Consider the following 23,060-nt stretch of genomic DNA (forward strand, 5'->3'; position numbering starts at 1 on the left):
GACACACCGGGGACGGCGATGTCGTTACAATGGTCGTCACCGGTCATTCCAACCGAGAAACCAAGACCTCGTCCACGGCGGCTCATGCTGCCGTGTCGCGTCTGGTGACAGACGACAGAAGACACCACAGAAGACAGTTCGAAAGGTTGTACGTGGCAGCCATCACGACCCACCAGGGTGATGCAGAGGCCGAGTCGACGGAGTCGACCCCAGCCGCGACCGACGCCCCGGCGAAGCGAACCGCCAAGAAGGCTGCGAAGAAGACCGCTGCCCGCAAGGCCCCCGCCAAGAAGGCCCCGGCGAAGAAGGCCACCAAGAAGGCGGCACCGAAGAAGGCCGCCAAGAAGGCCGCGTCCGCGGAGGGTTCCGGCGACGATCCGAACGCCGAGCCCGACGACCCGGACTCGATCGACGACATCGACGGTCCCGACGCCGAACTCGAGGACGTCGAGATCGACGACGACCTGGAGGTCGACGACGACTCCGAGGACGAGTCGGAGGACGACGACGAGTCCGAGGAGGCGACCGCGCCCGCCGCCGGCGGCGCAACCCCGGCCGCCGCGAAGGCCGCGTCCAAGGACGAGGCCGCCGCCGCGAAGTCCGGCGACTTCGTCTGGGACGAAGAGGAGTCCGAGGCGCTGCGTCAGGCCCGCAAGGACGCCGAGCTCACCGCCTCCGCCGACAGTGTCCGCGCGTACCTGAAGCAGATCGGCAAGGTCGCCCTCCTCAACGCCGAGGAAGAGGTCGAACTGGCCAAGCGCATCGAGGCCGGGCTGTTCGCCACCGAACGTCTTCGGCGCATCATGGATGCCGGCGAGAAGCTCAGCACCGCCCAGAAGCGTGACCTGAACTGGATCTCCCGCGACGGCAACCGCGCCAAGAACCACCTGCTCGAGGCGAACCTGCGCCTCGTCGTGTCGCTGGCCAAGCGCTACACGGGCCGCGGTATGGCGTTCCTGGATCTCATCCAGGAGGGCAACCTCGGTCTGATCCGCGCGGTCGAGAAGTTCGACTACACCAAGGGCTACAAGTTCTCGACATATGCCACCTGGTGGATCCGTCAGGCGATCACCCGCGCCATGGCCGACCAGGCCCGCACCATCCGTATCCCGGTGCACATGGTCGAGGTCATCAACAAGCTCGGTCGCATCCAGCGTGAACTCCTCCAGGACCTCGGCCGCGAGCCGACGCCGGAAGAACTCGCCAAGGAGATGGACATCACCCCGGAGAAGGTGCTGGAGATCCAGCAGTACGCCCGGGAACCCATCTCGCTGGACCAGACCATCGGCGATGAGGGCGACAGCCAGCTCGGCGACTTCATCGAGGACTCCGAAGCCGTCGTCGCGGTCGACGCGGTCAGCTTCACGCTGTTGCAGGATCAACTGCAGTCAGTGCTCGAGACCTTGTCCGAACGTGAGGCCGGCGTGGTCCGCCTCCGCTTCGGACTGACCGACGGCCAGCCCCGCACCCTCGACGAGATCGGGCAGGTCTACGGCGTGACCCGCGAGCGCATCCGTCAGATCGAGTCGAAGACGATGTCGAAGCTGCGCCACCCGTCGCGCTCCCAGGTCCTGCGTGACTATCTCGACTAGTCGGTGACGACAACAGCCTCATCGCCCCCGGAACCTCACGGTTCCGGGGGCGATGTCGTTGTGTCATCCACATCGACATCGATCTGTCAATAGTTCTGCGCGCTCCGATTTGGACACGACCGGATTCTCGGGCTTTCGGGGACGCACTACATAGGATGGCGCGGTGACTTACGCAGTGACCGGGAGCAGACGCGGCGCCATGCTGGTGCGCCGTGCCACCGTCGACCTGCTGCGCACAGCATCGATGCTGTGTCTGTGACGCGACAGACCCCACCCGAGGGCGAGAACGCCACCTGCGATCCCCTCCTCCGCGTTCCACTTCGTCGCGGGCACCGAGTGCCTGCCCCAGCCTCGTCACGTCCCTGACGGCGTGACTTCCCGGAAAGACCCACTATGAGAACGATTGTCCTGATCGGCCTCGTCGGCTTCGCTGCTCAGCTCGTCGACGGCAGTCTCGGCATGGCTTATGGCGTCACCACCACGACCCTCCTCCTCGCCATCGGCACCAACCCGGCTGCCGCCTCGGCCACCGTGCACCTGGCCGAGATCGGCACCACGCTGGTCTCCGGCGTCTCGCACTGGAAGTTCGGGAACGTCGACTGGCGCGTCGTGCGCCGTATCGCGATCCCGGGAGCCATCGGCGCCTTCCTCGGCGCCACGATCCTGTCGAGTCTCTCCACCGAGACCGCCGCGCCGGTCATGGCCGTGATCCTGCTGCTGCTCGGGCTCTACATCCTGGTGCGGTTCACCTTCCAGGGCATCCCCCGCCACAACCTCGGCAAGCCGCTGCGCAAGCGATTCCTCAGCCCGCTCGGATTCGTCGCCGGATTCGTCGACGCCACCGGTGGCGGCGGTTGGGGTCCGGTCGGCACCCCGGCCATCCTGGCCAGCGGCCGTCTCGAGCCCCGCAAGGTCATCGGTTCGATCGACACAAGCGAGTTCATCATCGCCGTCGCCGCGAGCCTCGGCTTCCTGTTCAGTCTCGGTTCGCAGGGAATCAACTTCGCATGGGTCGCCGCCATCCTCGTCGGCGGCGTGATCGCCGCACCGATCGCGGCGTGGCTCGTGCGTCACATCCCGCCGCGCCTGCTGGGCGCCTCGGTCGGCGGCCTGATCGTCCTCACGAACACCCGCAGCCTGCTGAAGAGCGACTTCATCGACGCCCCCGGCTCGGTGCGCAACGTCTTCTACATCGTGATCGCCATCGCCTGGGCCGCGGCGTTCGCCTACTCGCTCCGCGAGTACCTGCGCGACCGGGAGAACGAGTCCTCCGACGCGGTCACCCATTTGCGCGAGGAGCAGGAAGAGGCGCTCGTGGGCGCCGAGGGCGCGGAACGCCCCGGCTCCGAGGGAACGTCGACGTCGGACATCCCGGCCGCCGACTCCGCACCCGAACCCGATGCGGGTGCGAGCGGAACACACACCCCCACGCGGACGAGCTGACCGAACGACTCGTCCCGCGCACAACGCGTAGAGTGGTGCGACCCGGCCCCATGGCCGGGTCGCATTGCGTTCGGGCGATCGTTGTCGAGTTGTTGCCTGGTGTAAACGGTGAGTGACGACACACCGAGAGCACCGTCGGAACAATACGAACGCCCCGAGCGTCTGACAGAGTGAGGTTGACGCATCGCCCGGATGTGTCGGCTCGAAGGGAAGGCGACCGGACACCCGGCGCCGGACCGGGACGGAGGAACGAACCATGACTGACATCGCCACCACAGCCCCGATCTACCTGCCGCTCACTGCCGCCGATCGCTGCGATCGCTGCGGCGCCGCAGCCAAGGTACGGGCCGTCCTGCCCAAGGGCGGCGAACTTCTCTTCTGCCGCCACCACTTCAACGAGCACGAGGCCCGCCTTGTCGAGTTGAGCGCCACCGTCGTCGAATCCGCCGGCGAGCTGGTCTGACACCTCCGACGATCGAACGCGGGCTTTCCCTACGCGCACAGAGCCCGGCCGGAGCAACCGGCCGGGCTCTGTCGTGTCCGGGCCTGTTCCGGGCCGCCCGACCAGCGCCACTCGCGCAGTGTCTATCAGCGCCACTCGCGCAGTGTCTATCAGCGCCACTCGCGCAGTGCGGCGATCCGTTCCTTCAGCTGATCGGCGGTCGCCATGGCGGTCGGGGGCCCGCCCAGCCGAGTCCGCAACTCGTTGTGCACCATGCCGTGTGGTTTGCCCGTGCGGTGATGATGCATCGCGACGAGCGTATTCAGTTCCTTGCGCAGGGCGTGCAAATTCTCGCCGGTGGTTCCCGCCGGCCGGCCGGGAGTGGGCGGCTCGGCAGCCGACGACTCCGAGGACGACGCGACCGTTCGCGCCGTGACCTGTTCCTCCTGGCGTTTGCGCAGGAGGGCACGCACCTGGTCGGCATCGAGCAGCCCGGGCAACCCCAGATAGTCCGACTCCTCGTCGCTACCGGCGAACGTGGCCGTGCCGAACGAGGTGCCGTCGAAGATGACCTGATCGAGTTCGGCGTCGGCATGCAGCGACTGGAACTTCGGCTCGTCCTCCCCCGGCTCGTCCTCCTGCTTGTTGGCGTCGATCAGCAATTGGTCGTCGAGGCCGTCGCTCTCGCGGTGCGGCTTGCCGAGCACGTGATCGCGCTCGACCTCCATCTGGCTGGCGAGGTCGAGCAGCACCGGGACCGACGGCAGGAAGACGCTCGCGGTCTCACCCGGACGACGCGATCGCACGAATCGTCCGATGGCCTGGGCGAAGAACAGCGGCGTCGACGAGCTGGTGGCGTACACACCCACGGCCAGGCGGGGGACGTCGACACCCTCGGACACCATGCGGACCGCCACCATCCACTCGTCCGTGGACGCGGCGAACTGGCCGATCCTCGACGACGACTTCGGGTCGTCGGAGAGCACCAGCGTCGGCGGCTTGCCGGTGATGGCGGTGAGCAGTTCGGCGTAGTCGCGGGCCGCGGTCTGATCGGTGGCGATGACCAGCCCGCCCGCATCCGGTGTGCCGGTCGCACGGAGCTGTCCCAGCCTCGTGTGTGCGGCGGTGAGGACCGCCGGAATCCAGTCGCCGTGGGCGTCCAGCGCGGTACGCCAGGCGCGGGTGGTGTGCTCCGCGGAGAGCGGTTCGCCCAGCCGGGCGGTGTACTCCTCGCCCGCGCTGTCGCGCCAGCTGGCCTCACCGGAGTAGGCGAGGAACACGACCGGACGGACGACGCCGTCCTTCAGTGCGTCGGCGTAGCCGTAGGTGTGGTCGGCCTTGGAGCGCTGATGCCCGCCGGCCTCCGGTTCGTAGGTGACGAACGGGATCGGCGAGTCGTCGGAGCGGAAGGGTGTACCGGTCAGCAGGAGCCGGCGCTCGGCGTCGTCGAAGGCCTCCCGGATCGCCTCGCCCCACGACTTGGCATCGCCACCGTGGTGGATCTCGTCGAGGATTACCAGGGTGCGGTAGTTCTCGGTGCGCACCCGGTGCCGGGCCGGATGGGCGGCCACCTGTGCATAGGTGACGACGACGCCGTGGAAGTCCGAGCTGGTCTGTCCGGCGGCGTTGGTGAACCGCGAGTCGAGCGCGATCCCGACCCGCGCGGCGGCCTCGGCCCACTGGTGCTTCAGGTGTTCGGTCGGGGCGACCACGGTGATCTTGTCGACGGTGCGGTCATCGAGGAGTTCGCGGGCGATACGCAGGCCGAACGTCGTCTTGCCGGCGCCCGGCGTCGCCACGGCGAGGAAGTCCTTCGGCTTCTGCGTCAGGTACTTGGTCAGCGCACGACGCTGCCAAGCGCGGAGCTGGAGTTTCGGGCCGGCGGTGGATCCGGAGGGTTCGGCTGACGTCACCTTCTGGGCTGCTCCTCCACGCGTGCGGGTTTCCGGCCGGACATGAAACGACCCCTCGCGTGCGGGGCCCGCGCCCGAGGGGACCCGCCAATGGTACCGCCGAAGCGCGACAGCTCCCGCATCCCGACACCGGGCCGCGGCGTCCGCCGCGACGGGCGCCCGTGGGCGATCCGAACGACTCGCCTGGTGACCCGGGTACCCAATCGGCCTCCCGATCGGGGATATTGAACACATCACAACGCGCAAGAGGAATCCGGTCCCACTGGCCGACGACCCGTCGTCGGTGGTTGCCGCGAGCCCGCCCGCCGTCCCGCCGGGTCCCGTGTCGACTGCGGTCACCGCGCCGATCGGCGACCCACTCGCCGATGTCGGGGCCGCGACCGAACCCCTGCGCGCGCCGCTGCGGTCCGCCCCGGCCTCCGGGGACGTCGAAGTCCTCCGCGGCGCGAAGGGGTCGACCGAACCGGACGCTGGGTCGGAGAAGACCGGGAACGACGATCCGGAACGAACCGAGGCGGCGTCCGGACCGGGCCTGCCGGTCCTGCCGAACATTCATCGCGTGGTCTGGCGCACGATCGTCAAGTCCTGGGACGACGGGATCATCGGCTGGGCCGCACAGGCCGCGTTCTGGCAGGCGCTGTCGCTGCCGCCGCTGCTGCTGGGTCTGCTCGGCTCGGTCGGTTACGTCGCCGGCTGGTTCGGCCCCGACACCGTCGACGTCGTCTACGCCCGCATCATCGACCTCGCCGGCCGGACCTTCACCCCCACGGTCGTCGACGACCTGATCACCCCGACGGTCGACAGCGTGCTCGGGCGCGGCCGGATCGGCCTCATGTCGGTCGGGTTCGTCATCTCATTGTGGGCGGGATCGTCGGCCGTCTCGTGCTTCATCGCCTCGATCGCGCACGCACACGACCAGCACGAGGTCCGACACCCGGTGTGGCAGCGGTTCTTCGCGCTGTTCCTCTACGTCGGCTTCCTGAGCGTCGCGGTGTTCCTGCTGCCCCTCGTCGCGCTCGGACCGAACTACCTGCGCGCGATCGTGCCGGAGTCGTGGGGATCGTTCGTCACCACCCTCATCGACTACGGCTACTTCCCGTTCGTCGCCGTCCTCCTGCTGTTCGTCCTGACGACGCTCTACCACCTCGCGCTGCCCAATCCCCTGCCGTGGCATCGGCTCATCGGCGGGGCGATCGTGGCCGGCGTGTTCTTCTGGGTCGCGAGCTACGTGCTGCGCATTTATCTGACCAAGATCACCGAGGCCGGGGTCTCCTACGGGGCGCTGGCCACACCGATCGCGTTCCTGCTCTTCACGTTTTCGCTGGGCTTCGGCATCGTGATCGGCGCCGAGTTCAACGCGGCCGTGCAACAATTCTGGCCCGCGAAGGCGTCGACCACCACGCAGGTCCGGCACTGGGTGAACTCCCAGACCTCCGACTTCACCGGCCAACTCCGGACCCTGCCCGACCGGCTGTCCTCCGGCCCGATCCGCCGGCAGGCGCGGCACCGCGACCGCGGCTGACCGGCGACGCCCGCCGATCAGCCGCCTCGCGTCACTTGCGCATCTTGTTGTAGATCTTCTTGCACTTCGGGCAGACCGGCGACCCGGGCTTGGCCGACCGCGTGACCGGGAAGGTCTCGCCGCAGAGGGCGACGACATGATTACCCATGACCGCACTCTCGGCGATCTTGTTCTTCTTCACGTAGTGGAAGAACTTGGGGCGGTCGTCGTCACCCCGGTCGGTCGCGTCGGCATCGGGACGCTCGTCGGTCTTGGTGTCGGACCATTCGTCGAGGTCCGGGCGTTCGATGGTTTCGGTTCCCATTCGTCCATTGTGCGTCACAACCGGGCCGACGGAACACCCGAGTGCTCATTCGCCCCGCTCGCTACGCTCCCGGCGGCGGGACCCGATTCGCCCCGCTCGCTACGCTCCCGGCGGCGGGACCCGATTCGCCCCGCTCACTACGCTCCCGGCGGTGGGTGCAATAGACCGCCAAAAGGAGGACAGTGGAGAGGGTGTTCGAACAATGGGAATCCATGGGTGAGTCCGCTCGCGGACAGCACGGCCGCAACAGCACGTCGCCGCACGTCGACGAGCACGGACATCCCGCGTCGAAACGTCCGGGCGCCGAGGCGTACCTGATCACCGACGCACCGGACTCGCTCGAGGCCCAGCACCGAGCGCGTGTGCGTAAGTATCTGTTCCTCATGGCTTTCCGCGTGCCGGCGCTCGTCATCGCCGGTATCGCCTACGGCATCACCGGGTCCGGACTACTGGCGCTGGCCATCGTCGCGATCTCCATCCCGCTGCCATGGGCGGCGGTCCTGATCGCCAACGACCGTCCGCCGCGCAAGCGCGGCGAGGTCCCCCAGTACAAGTACGGCGCCGACCATCACGTCGTCGGACCCCCGGCACTGACCGATACCGGCACCGACCACCAGCTGTCGCGCACCATCGACGGGCAGGTCGTCGATCCCGACGACCCCCGCGCCTGACACCTCCGGACCAGACGGGTCGGCACCGCGGCCCCGTGCGTTCCCGCGTTCCCTCGGGTTCCCCCGCGCGCGACATCTCAGCAACTTCTCAGCCGGTTGTCGAGTCGCGAAAAAGAATGCGCAGGTCACCAAGCCTCGGCGAGGTTTGCTCCGAACCACTCTCGGGAACTATCGCCCACACAAGGGCGTTGGACCCAGTGAACGCACTCAAGTCAGGAGGCCGCATGTCACGCTCGACAGTTGCACGTTCGACCCCGACCAAAGGTTTCGCCGAAGTCACCCCTCCGGGTACCCGGCCGGCGATGACCGAACAGGATCTCGACGCCCAGTCTCCAGCGGCGGATCTGGTCCGTGTCTATCTGAACGGAATCGGTCGCACCGCCCTTCTCAACGCGGAGCAGGAGGTCGAACTCGCCAAGCAGATCGAGGCCGGGCTCTACGCCAAACACGTTCTGGCCACCAAGAAGCGGCTGTCCGCGGCCAAGAAGCGTGACCTCGCGGTCATCGTCCGTGAAGGCGAGGCCGCCCGGGCCCACCTGCTCGAGGCGAACCTCCGCCTGGTCGTGTCGCTGGCCAAGCGCTACACCGGCCGCGGCATGCCTCTCCTCGACCTGATCCAGGAGGGCAACCTCGGTCTGATCCGGGCGATGGAGAAGTTCGACTACGCCAAGGGCTTCAAGTTCTCGACCTACGCCACCTGGTGGATTCGTCAGGCGATCACCCGCGGAATGGCGGACCAGAGCCGCACGATCCGGCTCCCCGTCCATCTCGTGGAGCAGGTCAACAAACTGGCCCGCATCAAGCGCGAGCTGCACCAGCAGCTCGGCCGCGAAGCGACCGACGACGAGCTGGCCAACGAATCGGGCATCCCCGCGGAGAAGATCGCCGACCTGCTCGACCACAGCCGCGATCCGGTGAGCCTCGACATGCCGGTGGGCAGCGACGAGGAAGCTCCCCTGGGCGATTTCATCGAGGACGCCGAGGCCACCTCCGCCGAGAACGCCGTCATCGCCGGCCTGTTGCACTCCGACATCCGCGCCGTCCTGGCGACGCTGGACGAGCGTGAGCAGCAGGTCATCCGGATGCGCTACGGCCTCGACGACGGCCAGCCGCGCACCCTGGATCAGATCGGCCGCATGTTCGGGCTGTCGCGCGAGCGCGTGCGCCAGATCGAGCGCGAGGTCATGGGCAAGCTCCGCCACGGCGACCGTGCCGAGCGCCTGCGCGCCTACGCCAGCTGAGCGTCCCCGCACGCTCCGCCGCCTCCTTCACTGAGTCCACTCGGTCACCCGAGTCGCCTGGGTCCGGTGTCCCGCCTGTCGGGCACCGGGCCCACGCGTATCCGGGCATTGAGAACGGCCGCGCCGTCGACCGAGGCCAGGATCGGATCGCAGACCACCTCGCGGACCTCCGGGATGTCGTCGGTGAGCGTCGAGATGCGCAGCAGCAGATCGGCGAGCGCCTCCTTGTCGGCGGGCTCCTCCCCGCGGTAGCCCGACAGCAGCGGTGCCGAACGCGGCTCCTCGATCAGTTCCCGTGCATCGAGTTCGGACAGCGGGACGGCGCGGTAACCGTGGTCGCCCAGCAGGTCAAAGGTCCGCCCGGACAGACCGAACGACATCACCGAACCGAACGACGGATCGTCGCGCACCCGGATGACCGTACCGACGCCCTTCGGCGCCATCTTCTGCACGTGCAGCACGCGGTCGCCGGTGAGTTCGGTCAGTTCGGCGAACGCCGTCACCACCGTCGTCGCGTCGGGTAGGTCCAGGCGCGCGCCCTCGCGGTCGAGACGACCGCGCCACTTGTCCGACGTCGCCTTCACCGCCACCGGCAGCCCGAGTTCACGGGCCGCCGCGGATGCCTCGTGCATCGTGGTCACCTCGCGGAACGGGACCACGTCGATCCCGTACCAGCGCAACAGCTTCGCCGACTCCACATGCCCCAGCAACCGCTCGGCGGGACGACCGGTCGCACCGTCGCCGACCATCGCCTCGCGCACGAACATCCGCGCGGCCTCGGGATCGGTGCCGTCGGGACGGTGGACCACCGATTCCGGCCGCAGGCGCCACCGGGCGTACTGCCACGCCCTCGCCAGTGAGGCGGCCGCGCGCTCGGGCGAGCCGTACGACGGAATCGACCCCTTGGTCGGCATGCCGTTCGGGCCGGGCCGAGTCAACCCCGGCGGGATGCCGTCGACGGCTAGGAAGGTCGTGACGATCGGCTTGTCGGCGTCGGCGTCGGGGGTGTTGGCCGCCGCCATGAGCGCCCGGGCGTGCCAGTCGGCGCCGACCGCGACCGGCGGCACGAACACGACGATGATCCCGTCCACGCCCGGGTCGGCCATGGCCGCCGAGACCGTCGACTCGAACTCCTCCTCCGAGGCGCCGGCACCGAGATCGACGGTGTCGACGACCTCGAGGCCGCCGTTGCGCGCGGTGTCCGCCGCCAGGCTGCCCAGCACCGACGAATTGCCGATGATGCGGACGCGCGGGCCGCGCGGCAGCGGCTGATAGGCGAACACGGCCGCGCAGTCGAACAACTCGGGGATCGTGTCCACCTGGATGACGCCGGCCTGTTCGAGCATCATGCGGGCGATCTGGTCGTCGAGGGTGGCCGCCGAGCGCGCCGCCCGGACCGGCGTCATCGCACCCCGGCCGGATTTTACCGCGATGATCGGCTTCGAGCGTGAGACCCGCCGCGAGATCCGGGAGAACTTGCGCGGGTTACCGAAGCTCTCCAGGTAGAGCAGGATGACGTCGGTGGTGGCGTCGGTGTCCCAGTACTGCAGGAGGTCGTTGCCGGACACGTCCGCGCGGTTGCCGGCCGAGGCGAACGTCGACAGGCCGATCTGGCGACGGGCCGCGGTGTCGAGGATCGCGATGCCCAGGGCGCCCGACTGACAGAAGAACCCGACCCGGCCGGCGGCCGGGATGCGCGGCGCCAGGGTCGCGTTGAGCGCGACCGCCGGGTCGTTGTTCGCAACGCCCAGCGCGTTCGGCCCGACCAGTCGCATCCCGTGCTCGCGGACCTGGGCGACCAGGCGGCGCTCGTTCTCGAGGCCCTCCTCCTCGCCGGACTCGCCGAAGCCCGACGACACCACGACGAGCGTGCGCACACCCTTGACCAGGCAGTCGTCGAGCACGTCGTCGACGCGCGCGGCCGGCACCGCGACCACCGCGAGGTCGACGGGGTCGGGGATGTCGCGGACGGTCTCGTAGGCCCGGATCCCCCGCACCGACGGCGGTCGTTCCCGGGTGCGACGACGCGCCGGCGTCGGTTCGCGGCCGACACCGGGCCGTCCCGGCTCGGGCTCCTCCTCGACCCGGGCGGGGCCGTTGACCGGGAACACCGGCCCGGTGAATCCCCCGGCGATGATGTTGGCCAACAGGGCGTTTCCGACCTTGTTCGGGTCGGTCGAGGCCCCGATCACCGCGACCGAGGCGGGTCGCAGCAGATTGGCGACGCTGCGGGCCTCCGACGCGCGTTCACGGGCGTTGCGCACCGACAGCAGCGCCTCGGTGGGGTCGATGAGGAACTCAACGTGCACGGTCGAGCCGTCGAAGCTCCGTGCGAGTTGATACCCCGCGTCGCGGAACACCGCGACCATGTTCGGGTTCTCGCTGAGGACCTCGGCCTCGAAACGGGTGAAACCGTTCTCCGCCGCCGCACCGGCCAGGTGTTCGAGCAGGATGGGTCCGAGGCCGCGGCCCTGGTGTTCATCGGCGACGACGAACGCCACCTCGGCCGATTCGGGTTTGCCGTCGAAGCCGAGACCCTCGTAGATGCCGACCGCGATGATCTCGCCCCCGAGTTCGGCGACGATCGCGACACGCTGCTGGTGGTCGACGGTCGTCATCCGGGCCACCTCGCGCGGCGGCAGGGTCGGAGTCGGACCGAAGTACCGCATGTACCGGGTGCGCTCGGAGAGCTTGGAGTGGAAGGCCACGATGCGGTCGGCGTCGTCGGGCACGATCGGTCGCAGGTGCACGACGCCGCCATCGGAGGCCAGCACATCTGCGATCCAGTGCCGCGGATAATCCCACGGGCTACGCGGTTCCGGCTGATCGGCCATGGCGGGAGTGCCTGCGGGCGCGGTGGCGTCGGCGGTCGAGGTGTCGTCAGTCACGGGGGTCCTCCGGGTCGAGACCGTGAAGCGGGTAGACCGCGCGTCGGGTGGCGAGGATCGCGCGGTCGGTCTGGCGTTGGGCGTTGGCCGCGACACCGTCGGGTGGTTCCTGGCCGGCGTCGCCGGCCCACGGCTGGTAGTCGACGATGCCCCCGTCGCCCATGACCCGAACGGGCGGGGCGGCATAGTCGGAGTGCACCTGCTCGGAGATCTGTTCGGCTGTGGCACACCAGGATTCGTCGATGACCGACGATACATCGACCTCGCGACCGAGGGCGACGCCCAGCAGATGCGTCCAGCTGCGCGGCACCACGTTGACGACGCCGTAGCCACCGCCGCCGACCGCGATCCAGCGGCCCTCGCAGTACTTGTCGGCGAGGTCGCGCATGGCGATCATCGCCGCCCGCTGTCCGTCGACGGTCAGCGAGAGGTCGGTCAGCGGATCGGCGCGGTGGCTGTCGGCACCGCACTGGCTGACGATGATCTGCGGCCGGAACTCGGCGATCAGCGACGGCACCACGGCGTGGAAGGCGCGCAGCCACAACCGGTCCTCGGTGTTGGGCATGAGGGCCAGGTTGACCGCGCTGCCCGCCGCGTCGCCGTCCCCGACCTCGGTCGGCCATCCGGTGCCGGGCCACAGGGTCGCCGGGTGCTGGTGCAGCGAGACCGTCATCACCCGCGGGTCGGCGGAGAACTCGACCTGGACGCCGTCGCCGTGGTGGGCGTCGACGTCGATGTAGGCGATGCGGTCGAAACCGTGGTCGAGCAGATATCTGATCGCGATGGCGCAGTCGTTGTAGATGCAGAATCCGGCGGCGCGCGAGCGCATCGCATGATGCATGCCGCCGCCGATGTTGACCGCTCTCGTCGCCGCCCCGGAGACGACCGTCTGCGCCGCGGCCAGCGTGCCGCCGACGAGCAGGCGCGCGGCCTCGTGCATCCCGGTGAAGACCGGGTTGTCGGCGTCGCCGAGGCCGAACAACCGCTCGAGCAACGGCCCCGACAGCGACGCCGTCCCCGAACCGACCGCACGGACCGCGTCGATGTAGTCGCGGCTGTGGACGACGGTCAGGGCGTCGTCGTCGATGGCCTGCGGCGGGATCGTCTCGACGTCGTCGAGGACTCCGAGGCTCTGCGCGAGGGTCATCGTGAGGGCGAGTCGGACCGGGTTCATCGGGTGCGTGTGGGCCCATCGGTAGGACAGGAAGTCCTCGCTCCAGATGACGGCCGTCGTCATCGGGCGCTCGTAGTGTTGATCACGACCTCAGGCTAGTGGTACACATCGCGCAGCGGCCACGGATGTCGCGTCGGACACGAGTGCGCGCCACGTACCGCCGCCCCGGGACTCCCCGGTCGCGGTGAGATCGCGGTCACCACTCCCGAAGAGGGTAATCTTGGCGGGGACGAAAGGGATTGCGCACAGTGAACGACCTGGTTGACACCACCGAGATGTACTTGCGAACGATCTACGATCTCGAAGAAGAGGGCATCGTGCCGCTGCGGGCGCGGATCGCCGAGCGTCTGGACCAGTCCGGTCCCACCGTGTCGCAGACCGTTGCCCGCATGGAGCGCGACGGCCTCCTCCGGGTCGCCGGGGACCGACACCTCGAACTGACCGACCGCGGACGCACGCTCGCCGTCGCGGTGATGCGCAAGCATCGCCTCGCCGAACGCCTTCTGGTCGACGTCATCGGAATGCCCTGGGATCAGGTCCACGAGGAGGCCTGCCGCTGGGAGCACGTGATGAGTGAGAACGTCGAACGCCGCCTGCTCGCGGTCCTCGAATACCCGACGACCTCGCCCTACGGAAACCCCATCCCGGGACTGGAGTTGCTGGGCGTGGAGGTGCCGAGCTCCGACGACGGCGCCACCCGCCTCGCCGACCTCCCGCCGGGTGAGACGGTGCCGGTCATCGTGCGTCGCCTGTCCGAACACGCCCAGTCCGACACCGAACTGATCGGCGCGCTGCGCGAGGCGGGCGTGGTTCCCAACGCCCGTGTGACGGTGTCGAACACGGCCGGCACGATCACGATCGACACACCCGGTCACGACGGCCTCGAACTTTCGTCCGACATGGCGCACTCGCTGTTCGTCGAGAAGGTCGTCGAAAAGGTCTGACACAGCAAAGGTCTGACACAGCAAGGTCTGCAGTGGTCACCCGGCGGTACGCAGTGTCGCCGCCGGGATGACGACGCCGAGGCGTTTCGCGGCGTCGTAGGACTTCTCGATGGTGCCCCACAGCCTGGCCGGGCGGACACCGGCCCGCAGGGCGGTGTCGAGCAGCGTGGCCAGGTGGTCGGTGTCCGTGCCCGCAAGCGCGACGTCGAGGGCGACACCGGTGTAGGCGCCATCCCCGCCGATGTAGTGCAGATGCGCGAGAAGTGTTGCGGCGGTGGACCGTCCGCGTCCGGTCAGCCGCCGGGTGAGTTCTCGCCAGAGGTGTTCGGCGGCTCCCCGGAGTTCGGTGACCGACAGGGCGAGCGCGGCGTCGCGGACGTCGGGGCGCAGGATCGCCTGTTCCAGTCGGTCCAATTCGCCACAATCCAGTGGTTGTTCCGTTTCGATCATCGCGCTGATGACCAGGTCGAGTGCGCGCGTCGAGGCCTCGACGTCCTCCTCGTCGGGATCGAACAAGTCGAGATCGCTCTGATCCAGGTCGATGCCCCGGCATGCCCGACAGTCCGGCAGCGGACGTCCCGGACCGCATTCGCCGTCGAGCGGTTCGAGCATCGTCCGCATCTCCGAGCGCCGGGCGAGAATCCGCCGTCCCGAACGCACCGCCTCCGCGACCGCGGTCGGACTCGTGTGCGGATCGTCGAGTTGTCCGGCCGACCCCGCGGACACGTCGACCGACCAGGCTCGGTCCTCCGGACACCAGATGGTCGACCAGTGCACGCCGGCATCGAAGCCCGGCACCACGAACCCGGCGGCCACACCACCGACATCGCCGAAGTACCGGTCGCTCATTGCGAGGATCCGCCGATAACGACGGTCGTCCGCCGGGTAGCGGTCATCGGCGATCACGACCAGGATCTCCTCGATGCCGTAGGTGGACGTGATCTCACCAAGTCCGGCGAGGACGACGACCAGTTCGCGCGTGGGGCTGCCGTCGGGCGCGAGGGCGAGGTCGTGCCGCATGGTCGCGTTCACCGTGCGGTCGCCGGCGACGGCGATCGCGATGATCGACCGCTCGGGGACGAACCCCAGTCGAGCGGGGATCGAGGTGAGCAGCGTCGTCGGGTCGTGGGGGCCATGCGGTGGCGGTTCGAGGATCTGCATGGCGACAGCGTCACCCGTGGCCGAGCCGCTCGAACGGCGGTCGACACACGCTGTGGACAACCAGGAGAGGTCATCCACAGGGCGGTACTGGTCAGCCGAACGCGGCCGCGAGCGCCTTTCCGAACAGCGTGTCGAGCGCGGCGGACGCTTCGGGAGGTACGGGACCTGCTGCGGGCCAACGGTATTCGGTGTACACCCGGACGCCGTCCCGCTCGCCGAGCAGCGTGAGAGCGCTCGTGGTGGACGGGACACCGCCGCCGGTCACGATCGTGCGGCGGAGCGTCGCGGTGTCGACCCCGTCCGGCGCCGGCGGCGGGGGCAGCACCTCGGTGGTGATCGTCGAGGACGCCCCGAACGTGGTCGTGGTGGTCTCGGGGCAGCGCTCGGCCAACTCGACCACGTCGTCGAGCGGCGTCTCGACACCGGCCACGACCGAGGTGAGGGTGGCCCGCTCCCCCGGGCCGGGACCCAGGAACGCGACCGCTCCGTCCGCGGGGACGGACGCGGGTGCACACTCCGGCGGCGACACCTCGGTGCCCGCCTGTCCGGGCATCGGCGCCCCGGTCACGTCGGCCAGGGCGTTCGCGACCGCCGACGTCGGGATGGGACTCGCGGCGCCGTCCGGGAAGTCCGCGGCCTCGACCGATCGCGCGGACAGGTCCGGACTCGACGGCTCCGGCTGACCGCCGACGGAGCAGGCGGACAGCACGAGCGCCGCGGCGACGAGACCGGCCACCGTGCCGGGAACGAGGCGGCCGGGCAGGGACAGGCGCAGTCGGGGCGCATGCGGCTCGATCACAACGGTCTACTGTGCCACCGGCGTCTTCGCCAGGTGTCGAGGACACACCCCTGGGGAACAACAAAACAGGAACACCAACGGGGGGAATCACCGGTGTGTCGCGGTGGTTGCACCGAGGCGAGTGGCCATCGCCGGGTGCGGTGCGAGAAGATGGACGTTCAGCTGTCTCTTCCGGGACAGCTGCCAGCAGAAGGAGGGACGACGTGGACGAGCAGCCCGCGCGCAACGACGCGCTGTATGAACTCGCCTTTCCCGCTCCGCAGGTGACCCGGCCCGACGGCACGGGTCCGGTACTGATCCACGCGCTCGAGGGCTTCGCCGACGCCGGGCACGCGGTCGCGCTGGCCGCGACGCACCTCCGCGACAGCCTCGAGTCCGAGTTGGTCGCGACCTTCTCCTCCGACGAGCTGATGGATTACCGGTCACGCCGGCCGACCATCTCGTTCAGCGGCGAGACCTTCACCGACGTCGAGATGCCGACGCTGGCGCTGCACGCGATCCGCGACAACTCGGGCAAGGGTTTTCTCCTGCTCGCCGGTTCCGAACCCGACCTCCGGTGGGAGCAGTTCGTCGACGCGGTCCGACGCCTGAGCGACGGACTCGGCGTCACCGATGTCATCGGCCTCAACGCGATCCCAATGGCCGTGCCACACACCCGACCGCCGTCGATCACGGCGCACGGCAGTGATCCCGACGCCCTCGGTGACCTGCCCCGGTGGGGATCGGCGATGAAGCTGCCCGCCAGCGCGTCGATGCTCCTCGAGTTGCGGATGGGCGAACACGACTACCGTGCGTCGGGCCTGTCGGTACATGTCCCGCACTATCTCGCGCAGACCAACTACCCGGCGGCGTCCGCACGCCTGCTGGCGGCGGTCGCCGAGCTCGCCGGACTCGACCTCCCTCTTGCCGCTCTCGACAGCGCCGCCGAGAAGGTGCGCGCACAGGTGGACAACGAGGTCGAGGGCAACTCGGAGATCGAGTCCGTGGTGGCGGCGCTGGAGACCCAATACGACACGTTCACCCAGGCCGCGCAGGAACGCTCGTCGCTGCTCGCCGCCGAGGAATCGCTGCCCAGCGGTGACGAACTCGGCGCCGAACTCGAACGGTTCCTGGCCGAGCAGACCGGCGACGGCGAGGCCGGCCCCGGCGGGGACGAGGGTCCGCGATCACCGATCTGATCCCGGACACAGCACCGATACCCGCGCCGCACGTCCTGGTCCCCACCGACGACGAGGACACCGCACTCGAGCGGTACACCGAGTGGTGGACGGGACGCGGCCTCGACCTCTACCCGCATCAGGAGGAGTCGCTTCTCGAGCTCCTCGCCGGCAGCCACGTGATCCTGGCGACGCCGACCGGCTCGGGCAAATCACTCGTCGCGGCGGGCGCGCTGTACTTCGCGCGCTGCCGCGGCGAGCGTGCGTTCTACACCGCACCCATCAAGGCGCTCGTCAGCGAGAAGTTCTTCGAGCTGTGCGCCATGTTCGGCGCCGACCAGGTCGGACTGCTGACCGGCGACGCCGCGGTCAACGCCGACGCGCCCATCGTGTGTGCGACCGCCGAGATCGTCGCCAACCTCGCCCTCGCCGCCGGCGGTGCGAGCGACATCGGCACCCTCGTCGCCGACGAGTTCCACTACTACGGCGAACCCGACCGCGGTTGGGCCTGGCAGGTCCCGCTCATCGAATTGCCGTCGACGCAGTTCCTGCTGATGTCGGCGACGCTCGGCGACGTGTCGTTCTTCGTCGACGACCTGACCCGGCGCACCGGACGCGAGACGGTCGAGATCACCGGCGCCGAGCGTCCGGTCCCCCTGGACCATGCCTACGCGATGACCCCGATCCACGAGACGATCGAGGAGCTCGTCGACCGGGGACGGGCGCCCATCTACGTGGTGCACTTCACCCAGGCCGCCGCGGTGGAGCGCGCGCAGGCGCTGCTCAGCGTCCGGATCTGCGACAAGGCGGAGAAGGCGGCGATCGCCGAGGCGATCGGCGACTTCCGGTTCTCCACCGGCTTCGGCAACACGCTGTCCAAACTGCTGCGCGCCGGTATCGGCGTCCACCACGCCGGGATGCTCCCCCGTTACCGCCGTCTGGTCGAACGTCTTGCGCAGCAAGGGCTGCTGAAGGTGATCGCCGGCACCGACACCCTCGGCGTCGGCATCAACGTGCCGATCCGCACGGTCCTGTTCGCGGCCCTGAGCAAATACGACGGACGGCGGGTCCGTCGCCTGCGGGCACGCGAGTTCCATCAGATCGCCGGCCGGGCCGGGCGCGCCGGTTTCGACACGATCGGCTACGTCGTCGCGCAGGCTCCCGACCACGACGTGGAGAACGCCCGTGCGGTGGCCAAGGCCGGCGACGATCCCAAGAAGCTCCGAAAGCTGGTGCGCAAGAAGCCTCCCGAGGGTTTCGTCTCGTGGGGGGAGAAGACCTTCCTCCAGCTCGTCGATGCGCCCGACGAGCCCCTGCGCAGCCACTTCCAGATGACGACGGCCATGCTCCTCGAGGTACTCGGCCGACCGGGCGACTGTTTCGCCGCGGTCCGCCACCTTCTCGAGGACAATCACGAACCGCGCGACCGCCAGCTGCGCACCATCAAGCACACTATCGAGCTCTATCGGGGGCTCCGGGACGCGGGCATCGTCGTGCAACTCGCCGAACCCGACGACACCGGCCGGCACATCGCCCTGAGCGTGGACATGCCGGAGAACTTCGCGTTGACCAACCCGCTGTCCGCCTTCGCGCTGGCGACGTTCGAGATCCTCGACCCCGAGTCGTCCACTCACGCACTCGATGTGGTCTCCATCCTCGAATCGACCCTGGAGAACCCGCGACCGCTGCTGCTGGCCCAGCGCAAGGTCGCGCGCGACGCCGCGATCGCGGAGATGAAGGCCGACGGCATCGAGTACGAGGAGCGGATGTCGCGCCTGGAGGAGATCACCTGGCCGCAGCCGCTGGCCGAGGAGATCTACGCCGCGTTCGACATCTATCGTCGCGGGCACCCGTGGGTGTCGTCGTTCCCGCCGGCGCCGAAGTCGGTGCTCCGCGAGATGCTGGAGAAGGCCATGACCTTCACCGAGCTGATCTCCGCGTACGGGCTGGCGCGCAGCGAGGGCGTGCTGCTGCGCTATCTGTCGGACTGCTATCGCGTTCTCCGGCAGGGCGTTCCGACGAGCGTCGTGACCCCCGAGATCGAGCGGATCGTCGAGGAGCTGGGCACCATGGTCCGCGAGGTCGACTCGAGTCTCGTCGACGAGTGGGAGGCTCTCGCCGCACAGGCGGCCGCGGCCGAGATGGCCGGCGGCACGGTCTAGAGCGCGGTCACGGCACCGGTCGCGCCGACGAGATCGCCGATGAGAGAGCCCAGTTCGCGGTAGGCCTCGTCGTGGCGCGCGGACGCCCGGAAGACCAGGCCGATCCGCCGCCCCGGCCGCGGGGCCGCGAAGGTCGCGGTGGCCAGATCACCCGACGCCGTCTCGGAGGCCACCGCCGTCTGCGGGATGAGCGTCACGCCGAGTCCGCCGACGACGCAGTGCACCGCGGTGGTCAGCGAGGCGGCCCGGGTCTGACCCAGATCGGGCCGCACGCCCGCGAGCCGGCACACCTCGAGCGCCTGATCGCGCAGACAGTGCCCCTCGTCGAGGAGGAGGAGCGGCAGGTCGGCGAGCGCGGTGGGATCGACGCGGCGGCGTCCGGCCAGCGCGTGACCGGACGGGAGTGCGAGAACGAAATCCTCACGATAGATGGGAACTTCGACGATGCCGGGCATGTCGACGGGGAGAGCGAGCAGCGCGACGTCGAGCGTGCCGGTGCGCAGTTGTTCGATGAGGCGGGCGGTCTGTTCCTCCACCACCCGGGGTACGAGGTCCGGGAGCCGTTGCCCGAGTCCGCGCAGCAGCGTCGGCAGGACGTAGGGCGCCACCGTCGGGATGACCCCCAGCCGCAGCGGCCCGCTGAGCGGTCGGCCCGTTCCGGCGGCCGCCGAGGTGAACTCGTCCATGGCCTCGGTCACCGCGATCGCTCGCGGGAGGAGTTCGTCACCCTCGGCGGTCAACAGGACACGCCGCGTGGTGCGTTCGACGAGGGTCACACCGAGACCGGACTCCAACGCCGACAACGCCTGCGACAGCGATGGCTGACTGACACCGAGATCGGCTGCCGCAGTGCCGAAGTGGCGTCTATGCGCGAGTGCGACGAAGGCACGCAACCCGGCCACGGTCGGCTGATAAGTTCTATCGGACATGCTTATCAGTATAGTGCTAGTCATCACGTTTCGTTTTCGACCGGAATCCGGCACGATGGTACTCGTACGTCGCGAAACTCATTCGCGCGCAGATTCCGTACATTCACCAGCTGAAGGAGCGATACATGGCCCTGCTCACCATCGGTGACCAGTTCCCTGCCTACAACCTCACCGCCGTCATCGGTGGCGATCTCAGCAAGGTCAATGCCCAGCAGCCCGACGACTACTTCACCACCGTGTCGTCCGACGATCACCCCGGTCAGTGGCGCGTCGTGTTCTTCTGGCCGAAGGACTTCACCTTCGTGTGCCCGACCGAGATCGCCGCGTTCGGCAAGCTGAACGACGAGTTCGCCGACCGCGACACCCAGGTGCTCGGCGCCTCGGTGGACAACGAGTTCGTCCACTTCCAGTGGCGCGCACAGCACGAGGACCTCAAGACCCTCCCGTTCCCGATGCTGAGCGACCTCAAGCGCGAACTCGCCACCGCCGCAGGCGTTCTCAATGCCGACGGCGTCGCCGACCGCGCCACCTTCATCATCGACCCGAACAACGAGATCCAGTTTGTGTCGGTCACCGCGGGCTCCGTGGGCCGCAATGTCGACGAGGTCCTGCGCGTCCTCGACGCTCTGCAGTCCGACGAACTGTGCGCCTGCAACTGGAAGAAGGGTGACCCGACGATCGACGCCGGCGAGCTCATGACGGCCGGCGTCTGAGAGGAGAACAGATGAGCATCGACAACCTGAAGGAAGCACTTCCCGAGTACGCCAAGGACCTCAAGCTCAACCTCGGTTCGATCAGCCGCACCACCGCGCTGACCGAGGAGCAGCTCTGGGGAACCCTGCTGTCGACCGCTGCCGCCACGCGAAACGCCAAGGTGCTCAGCGAGATCGCCGACGAGGCCGCCGACACGCTGTCCGCCGAGGCCTACAACGCCGCGCTCGGGGCCGCGTCGATCATGGGGATGAACAACGTGTTCTACCGGGGTCGCGGCTTCCTCGACGGCAAGTACGACGACCTGCGTCCGGGCCTGCGGATGAACATCATCGGCAACCCCGGCGTCGACAAGGCCGTCTTCGAGCTGTGGTCGTTCGCGGTGTCCTCGATCAACGGCTGCGGTCATTGCGTCGCCGCGCACGAGAACACCCTGCGCGAGGCCGGCGTCGACCGTGAGGCGATCCTCGAGGCGCTCAAGGTCGCGTCGATCGTCAGCGGTGTCGCCCAGGCGATCGCGACCACCGAGGTGCTCGCCAACGCCTGATCCGTCGCATGTGAGACGACGACGGGGCCCGGCTGCGCTACGCAGCCGGGCCCTGTCGTTCTCAGGCGCACTCACCGCGGTCCGGCGATGACCACCGGATCGTCGGGATGACCACGACAAGGCCGTGGCCTGCGTCGTCAGCTCAGCGCCGCGCGCATCCGGTCGGCGAGTTCGCCGACCTCGGCGGTCGTCATCACGAACGCGGGCGAGATCTGCAGCGCCCCTTGACCTGCGGCCCGGGTGCTCACCCCGTGTTCGCGCAGCTTGACCACCGTCGCCGGCGCCGTCGCGGGGTCGGCCAGCTGTACCGCGGTGACCGCGCCCAGGCCGGTCCGGACCTCGGCGACCGTGTCGAGGTCGGCGAGCGGCGACAGCGCTGCGGCGAGGTCGCCTTCGAGCCGTGTCGCCTCGGCGAGGAGGTTCTCGCGCCGGATGATCTCGAGGTTGGTCAGCGCGGCGGCCGCCGCGCCCGCGTGACCGCCGTAGGTGTACCCGTGCCGCCACCAGACGCCGCCGGCGAAGAACGGCTCGGCGATCCGCGGTGCGATGAACACCGCGCCCATCGGGACATACCCCGAGGTGAGCCCCTTGGCGGTGGTGATCATGTCCGGTTCGAGGCCGAATCGTGCGGAGGCGAACCAGGATTCGCCGCCGATGCGGCCGAAGCCGGTGACGACCTCGTCGACGACGAAGAGGATGTCGTGGTCGCGGCAGATGCCCCGCACCTCGGCGAGGTAGCCCTCCGGCGGGAGATAGATGCCGCCGGCCCCGATGATGGGCTCGCAGAAGAACGCGGCGATGTTGTCGGCGCCCACGCGCTCGATGAGACCGAGCAGGCTCTTCGCGTCGTCCCATTCGACGTTCTGGACGTCGTGCATGAGTTCGCCGTAGCCGTCGTGGTTGAGCGGGATGCCCGCCAGCGAGGTACCCGCGGCATGCATCCCGTGATAAGCCTTGGTGCGGCTGACGACGACCCGCTTGGATTCGCGTCCGTGTTCCACCCAGTAGCGGCGGGCGAGTTTGACCGCGGTGTCGATCGAGTCGCTGCCGCCGGAGGTGAAGAAGATCTTCGATCCGGGTACCGGCGCGATGGCGCCGAGCTCCTCGGCGAGCCGCAGGGTGACGTCGCTCGCGAAGTCACCGAAGTTGGAGTAGTGCGCGAGGGTGCCGAGCTGGCGCGCGACGGCATCGGCGATCTCGGTCCGGCCGTGCCCGACGTTGGTGAACCACAGTCCGGCGGTCGCATCCAGGTAGGAGTTGCCGTCGCGGTCGAAGATCCGCGCACCCTCTCCCCTGGTCACGACGAACGGCCCGCTCGCGGTCACCGCACCCATGTCGGCGAAACCGTGCCACAACGATCCAGTACCAGTGCTCGAACCATCAGCCATGGCCCCATGATGCCGGTCCACGCGGCCCACGCGGCCACTGGGGTGAACCGGCCTCGGCGCTTCCCCATATCC

19 protein-coding genes are annotated in these 23,060 nt (G+C 68.9%); 11 read left to right on the top strand and 8 right to left on the bottom strand.

The window, feature by feature from the left end:
* Positions 1-29 precede the first annotated feature (29 nt).
* From JW364_RS16065 to JW364_RS16075, 3 genes are all read left to right on the top strand, one after another.
* Positions 30-1,592: an RNA polymerase sigma factor gene (locus JW364_RS16065; RefSeq protein WP_083207184.1), complete on the top strand. Its 1,563-nt coding sequence runs from the start codon at positions 30-32 to the stop codon at positions 1,590-1,592.
* A 393-nt stretch (positions 1,593-1,985) separates the two neighbouring features.
* Positions 1,986-3,035, top strand: coding sequence for a sulfite exporter TauE/SafE family protein (locus JW364_RS16070; protein WP_205333978.1), 1,050 nt, complete (start codon positions 1,986-1,988; stop codon positions 3,033-3,035).
* A 256-nt stretch (positions 3,036-3,291) separates the two neighbouring features.
* The gene (locus JW364_RS16075; RefSeq protein ID WP_004018852.1) at positions 3,292-3,498 is read left to right on the top strand and encodes a hypothetical protein; all 207 of its coding nucleotides are present in this window, start codon (positions 3,292-3,294) and stop codon (positions 3,496-3,498) included.
* Between the two features lie 149 nt (positions 3,499-3,647).
* On the opposite strand, the gene JW364_RS16080 is transcribed toward JW364_RS16075, so the two are convergent.
* Positions 3,648-5,390, bottom strand: a complete 1,743-nt coding sequence (locus JW364_RS16080; RefSeq protein WP_065628900.1) for a DEAD/DEAH box helicase — start codon at positions 5,388-5,390, stop codon at positions 3,648-3,650.
* Between the two features lie 283 nt (positions 5,391-5,673).
* Here JW364_RS16080 and JW364_RS16085 point away from each other — a divergent pair, with 283 nt between their 5' ends.
* The gene (locus JW364_RS16085; protein WP_065628901.1) at positions 5,674-6,912 is read left to right on the top strand and encodes a YihY/virulence factor BrkB family protein; all 1,239 of its coding nucleotides are present in this window, start codon (positions 5,674-5,676) and stop codon (positions 6,910-6,912) included.
* Between the two features lie 31 nt (positions 6,913-6,943).
* On the opposite strand, the gene JW364_RS16090 is transcribed toward JW364_RS16085, so the two are convergent.
* Complete coding sequence (locus tag JW364_RS16090; RefSeq protein ID WP_058250213.1) at positions 6,944-7,216, bottom strand: DUF3039 domain-containing protein; 273 nt, start codon at positions 7,214-7,216, stop codon at positions 6,944-6,946.
* A 212-nt stretch (positions 7,217-7,428) separates the two neighbouring features.
* Here JW364_RS16090 and JW364_RS16095 point away from each other — a divergent pair, with 212 nt between their 5' ends.
* Positions 7,429-7,887 carry a DUF3099 domain-containing protein gene (locus JW364_RS16095; protein ID WP_065628902.1) on the top strand — a complete coding sequence of 153 codons (459 nt, stop codon included), beginning with the start codon at positions 7,429-7,431 and terminating at the stop codon, positions 7,885-7,887.
* Between the two features lie 302 nt (positions 7,888-8,189).
* On the top strand, positions 8,190-9,128 hold the full coding sequence (locus tag JW364_RS16100) for a sigma-70 family RNA polymerase sigma factor (RefSeq protein WP_175401036.1): 939 nt from the start codon (positions 8,190-8,192) through the stop codon (positions 9,126-9,128).
* A 44-nt stretch (positions 9,129-9,172) separates the two neighbouring features.
* Here the strand turns inward: JW364_RS16100 and JW364_RS16105 are convergent, their stop codons facing one another.
* Positions 9,173-11,962 (bottom strand): bifunctional GNAT family N-acetyltransferase/acetate--CoA ligase family protein, encoded by a 2,790-nt coding sequence (locus tag JW364_RS16105; RefSeq protein WP_240199188.1) that lies wholly within the window; start codon positions 11,960-11,962, stop codon positions 9,173-9,175.
* A 46-nt stretch (positions 11,963-12,008) separates the two neighbouring features.
* Positions 12,009-13,253 (bottom strand): acetoin utilization protein AcuC, encoded by a 1,245-nt coding sequence (locus JW364_RS16110; RefSeq protein ID WP_205333977.1) that lies wholly within the window; start codon positions 13,251-13,253, stop codon positions 12,009-12,011.
* 185 nt (positions 13,254-13,438) lie between these two features.
* Between JW364_RS16110 and JW364_RS16115 the strand changes: the two genes are divergently transcribed.
* Positions 13,439-14,134 (top strand): metal-dependent transcriptional regulator, encoded by a 696-nt coding sequence (locus JW364_RS16115; protein ID WP_065628906.1) that lies wholly within the window; start codon positions 13,439-13,441, stop codon positions 14,132-14,134.
* Between the two features lie 36 nt (positions 14,135-14,170).
* Here JW364_RS16115 and JW364_RS16120 read toward each other — a convergent pair whose 3' ends face one another.
* Complete coding sequence (locus tag JW364_RS16120; protein WP_159370680.1) at positions 14,171-15,295, bottom strand: DUF4192 domain-containing protein; 1,125 nt, start codon at positions 15,293-15,295, stop codon at positions 14,171-14,173.
* A gap of 91 nt (positions 15,296-15,386) precedes the next feature.
* Positions 15,387-16,094, bottom strand: a complete 708-nt coding sequence (locus JW364_RS16125; RefSeq protein ID WP_374100842.1) for a hypothetical protein — start codon at positions 16,092-16,094, stop codon at positions 15,387-15,389.
* A gap of 203 nt (positions 16,095-16,297) precedes the next feature.
* Between JW364_RS16125 and JW364_RS16130 the strand changes: the two genes are divergently transcribed.
* A complete protein-coding gene (locus JW364_RS16130; protein WP_205333976.1) occupies positions 16,298-17,272 on the top strand; it encodes a proteasome assembly chaperone family protein in 975 nt (324 codons plus the stop codon).
* A 17-nt stretch (positions 17,273-17,289) separates the two neighbouring features.
* Positions 17,290-19,413: an RNA helicase gene (locus JW364_RS16135; protein WP_189340021.1), complete on the top strand. Its 2,124-nt coding sequence runs from the start codon at positions 17,290-17,292 to the stop codon at positions 19,411-19,413.
* Here JW364_RS16135 and JW364_RS16140 read toward each other — a convergent pair.
* Positions 19,410-20,342, bottom strand: a complete 933-nt coding sequence (locus JW364_RS16140) for a hydrogen peroxide-inducible genes activator (RefSeq protein ID WP_175404260.1) — start codon at positions 20,340-20,342, stop codon at positions 19,410-19,412. The genes JW364_RS16135 and JW364_RS16140 overlap by 4 nt on opposite strands.
* A 125-nt stretch (positions 20,343-20,467) precedes the next feature.
* Here JW364_RS16140 and JW364_RS16145 point away from each other — a divergent pair, with 125 nt between their 5' ends.
* Positions 20,468-21,055, top strand: coding sequence for a peroxiredoxin (locus JW364_RS16145; protein ID WP_058250204.1), 588 nt, complete (start codon positions 20,468-20,470; stop codon positions 21,053-21,055).
* 11 nt (positions 21,056-21,066) lie between these two features.
* Positions 21,067-21,600: an alkyl hydroperoxide reductase gene (locus JW364_RS16150; RefSeq protein ID WP_058250203.1), complete on the top strand. Its 534-nt coding sequence runs from the start codon at positions 21,067-21,069 to the stop codon at positions 21,598-21,600.
* Positions 21,601-21,737: 137 nt separating this feature from the next.
* On the opposite strand, the gene JW364_RS16155 is transcribed toward JW364_RS16150, so the two are convergent.
* A complete protein-coding gene (locus tag JW364_RS16155; protein WP_068969895.1) occupies positions 21,738-22,988 on the bottom strand; it encodes an aspartate aminotransferase family protein in 1,251 nt (416 codons plus the stop codon).
* Positions 22,989-23,060 lie beyond the last annotated feature (72 nt).

The organism is Gordonia sp. BP-119, from assembly GCF_016924115.1.
Classification (GTDB): domain Bacteria; phylum Actinomycetota; class Actinomycetes; order Mycobacteriales; family Mycobacteriaceae; genus Gordonia; species Gordonia hongkongensis.

Bases quoted from the DNA above. Each gene is read 5' to 3' on its own strand.
- JW364_RS16065 (WP_083207184.1), top strand. From the start codon at position 30: ATGGTCGTCACCGGTCATTCCAACCGAGAAACCAAGACCTCGTCCACG.
- JW364_RS16070 (WP_205333978.1), top strand. From the start codon at position 1,986: ATGAGAACGATTGTCCTGATCGGCCTCGTCGGCTTCGCTGCTCAGCTC.
- JW364_RS16075 (WP_004018852.1), top strand. From the start codon at position 3,292: ATGACTGACATCGCCACCACAGCCCCGATCTACCTGCCGCTCACTGCC.
- JW364_RS16090 (WP_058250213.1), bottom strand. From the start codon at position 7,216: ATGGGAACCGAAACCATCGAACGCCCGGACCTCGACGAATGGTCCGAC.
- JW364_RS16095 (WP_065628902.1), top strand. From the start codon at position 7,429: ATGGGTGAGTCCGCTCGCGGACAGCACGGCCGCAACAGCACGTCGCCG.
- JW364_RS16100 (WP_175401036.1), top strand. From the start codon at position 8,190: ATGACCGAACAGGATCTCGACGCCCAGTCTCCAGCGGCGGATCTGGTC.
- JW364_RS16105 (WP_240199188.1), bottom strand. From the start codon at position 11,962: ATGGCCGATCAGCCGGAACCGCGTAGCCCGTGGGATTATCCGCGGCAC.
- JW364_RS16110 (WP_205333977.1), bottom strand. From the start codon at position 13,253: ATGACGACGGCCGTCATCTGGAGCGAGGACTTCCTGTCCTACCGATGG.
- JW364_RS16120 (WP_159370680.1), bottom strand. From the start codon at position 15,295: ATGCAGATCCTCGAACCGCCACCGCATGGCCCCCACGACCCGACGACG.
- JW364_RS16140 (WP_175404260.1), bottom strand. From the start codon at position 20,342: ATGTCCGATAGAACTTATCAGCCGACCGTGGCCGGGTTGCGTGCCTTC.
- JW364_RS16145 (WP_058250204.1), top strand. From the start codon at position 20,468: ATGGCCCTGCTCACCATCGGTGACCAGTTCCCTGCCTACAACCTCACC.
- JW364_RS16150 (WP_058250203.1), top strand. From the start codon at position 21,067: ATGAGCATCGACAACCTGAAGGAAGCACTTCCCGAGTACGCCAAGGAC.
- JW364_RS16155 (WP_068969895.1), bottom strand. From the start codon at position 22,988: ATGGCTGATGGTTCGAGCACTGGTACTGGATCGTTGTGGCACGGTTTC.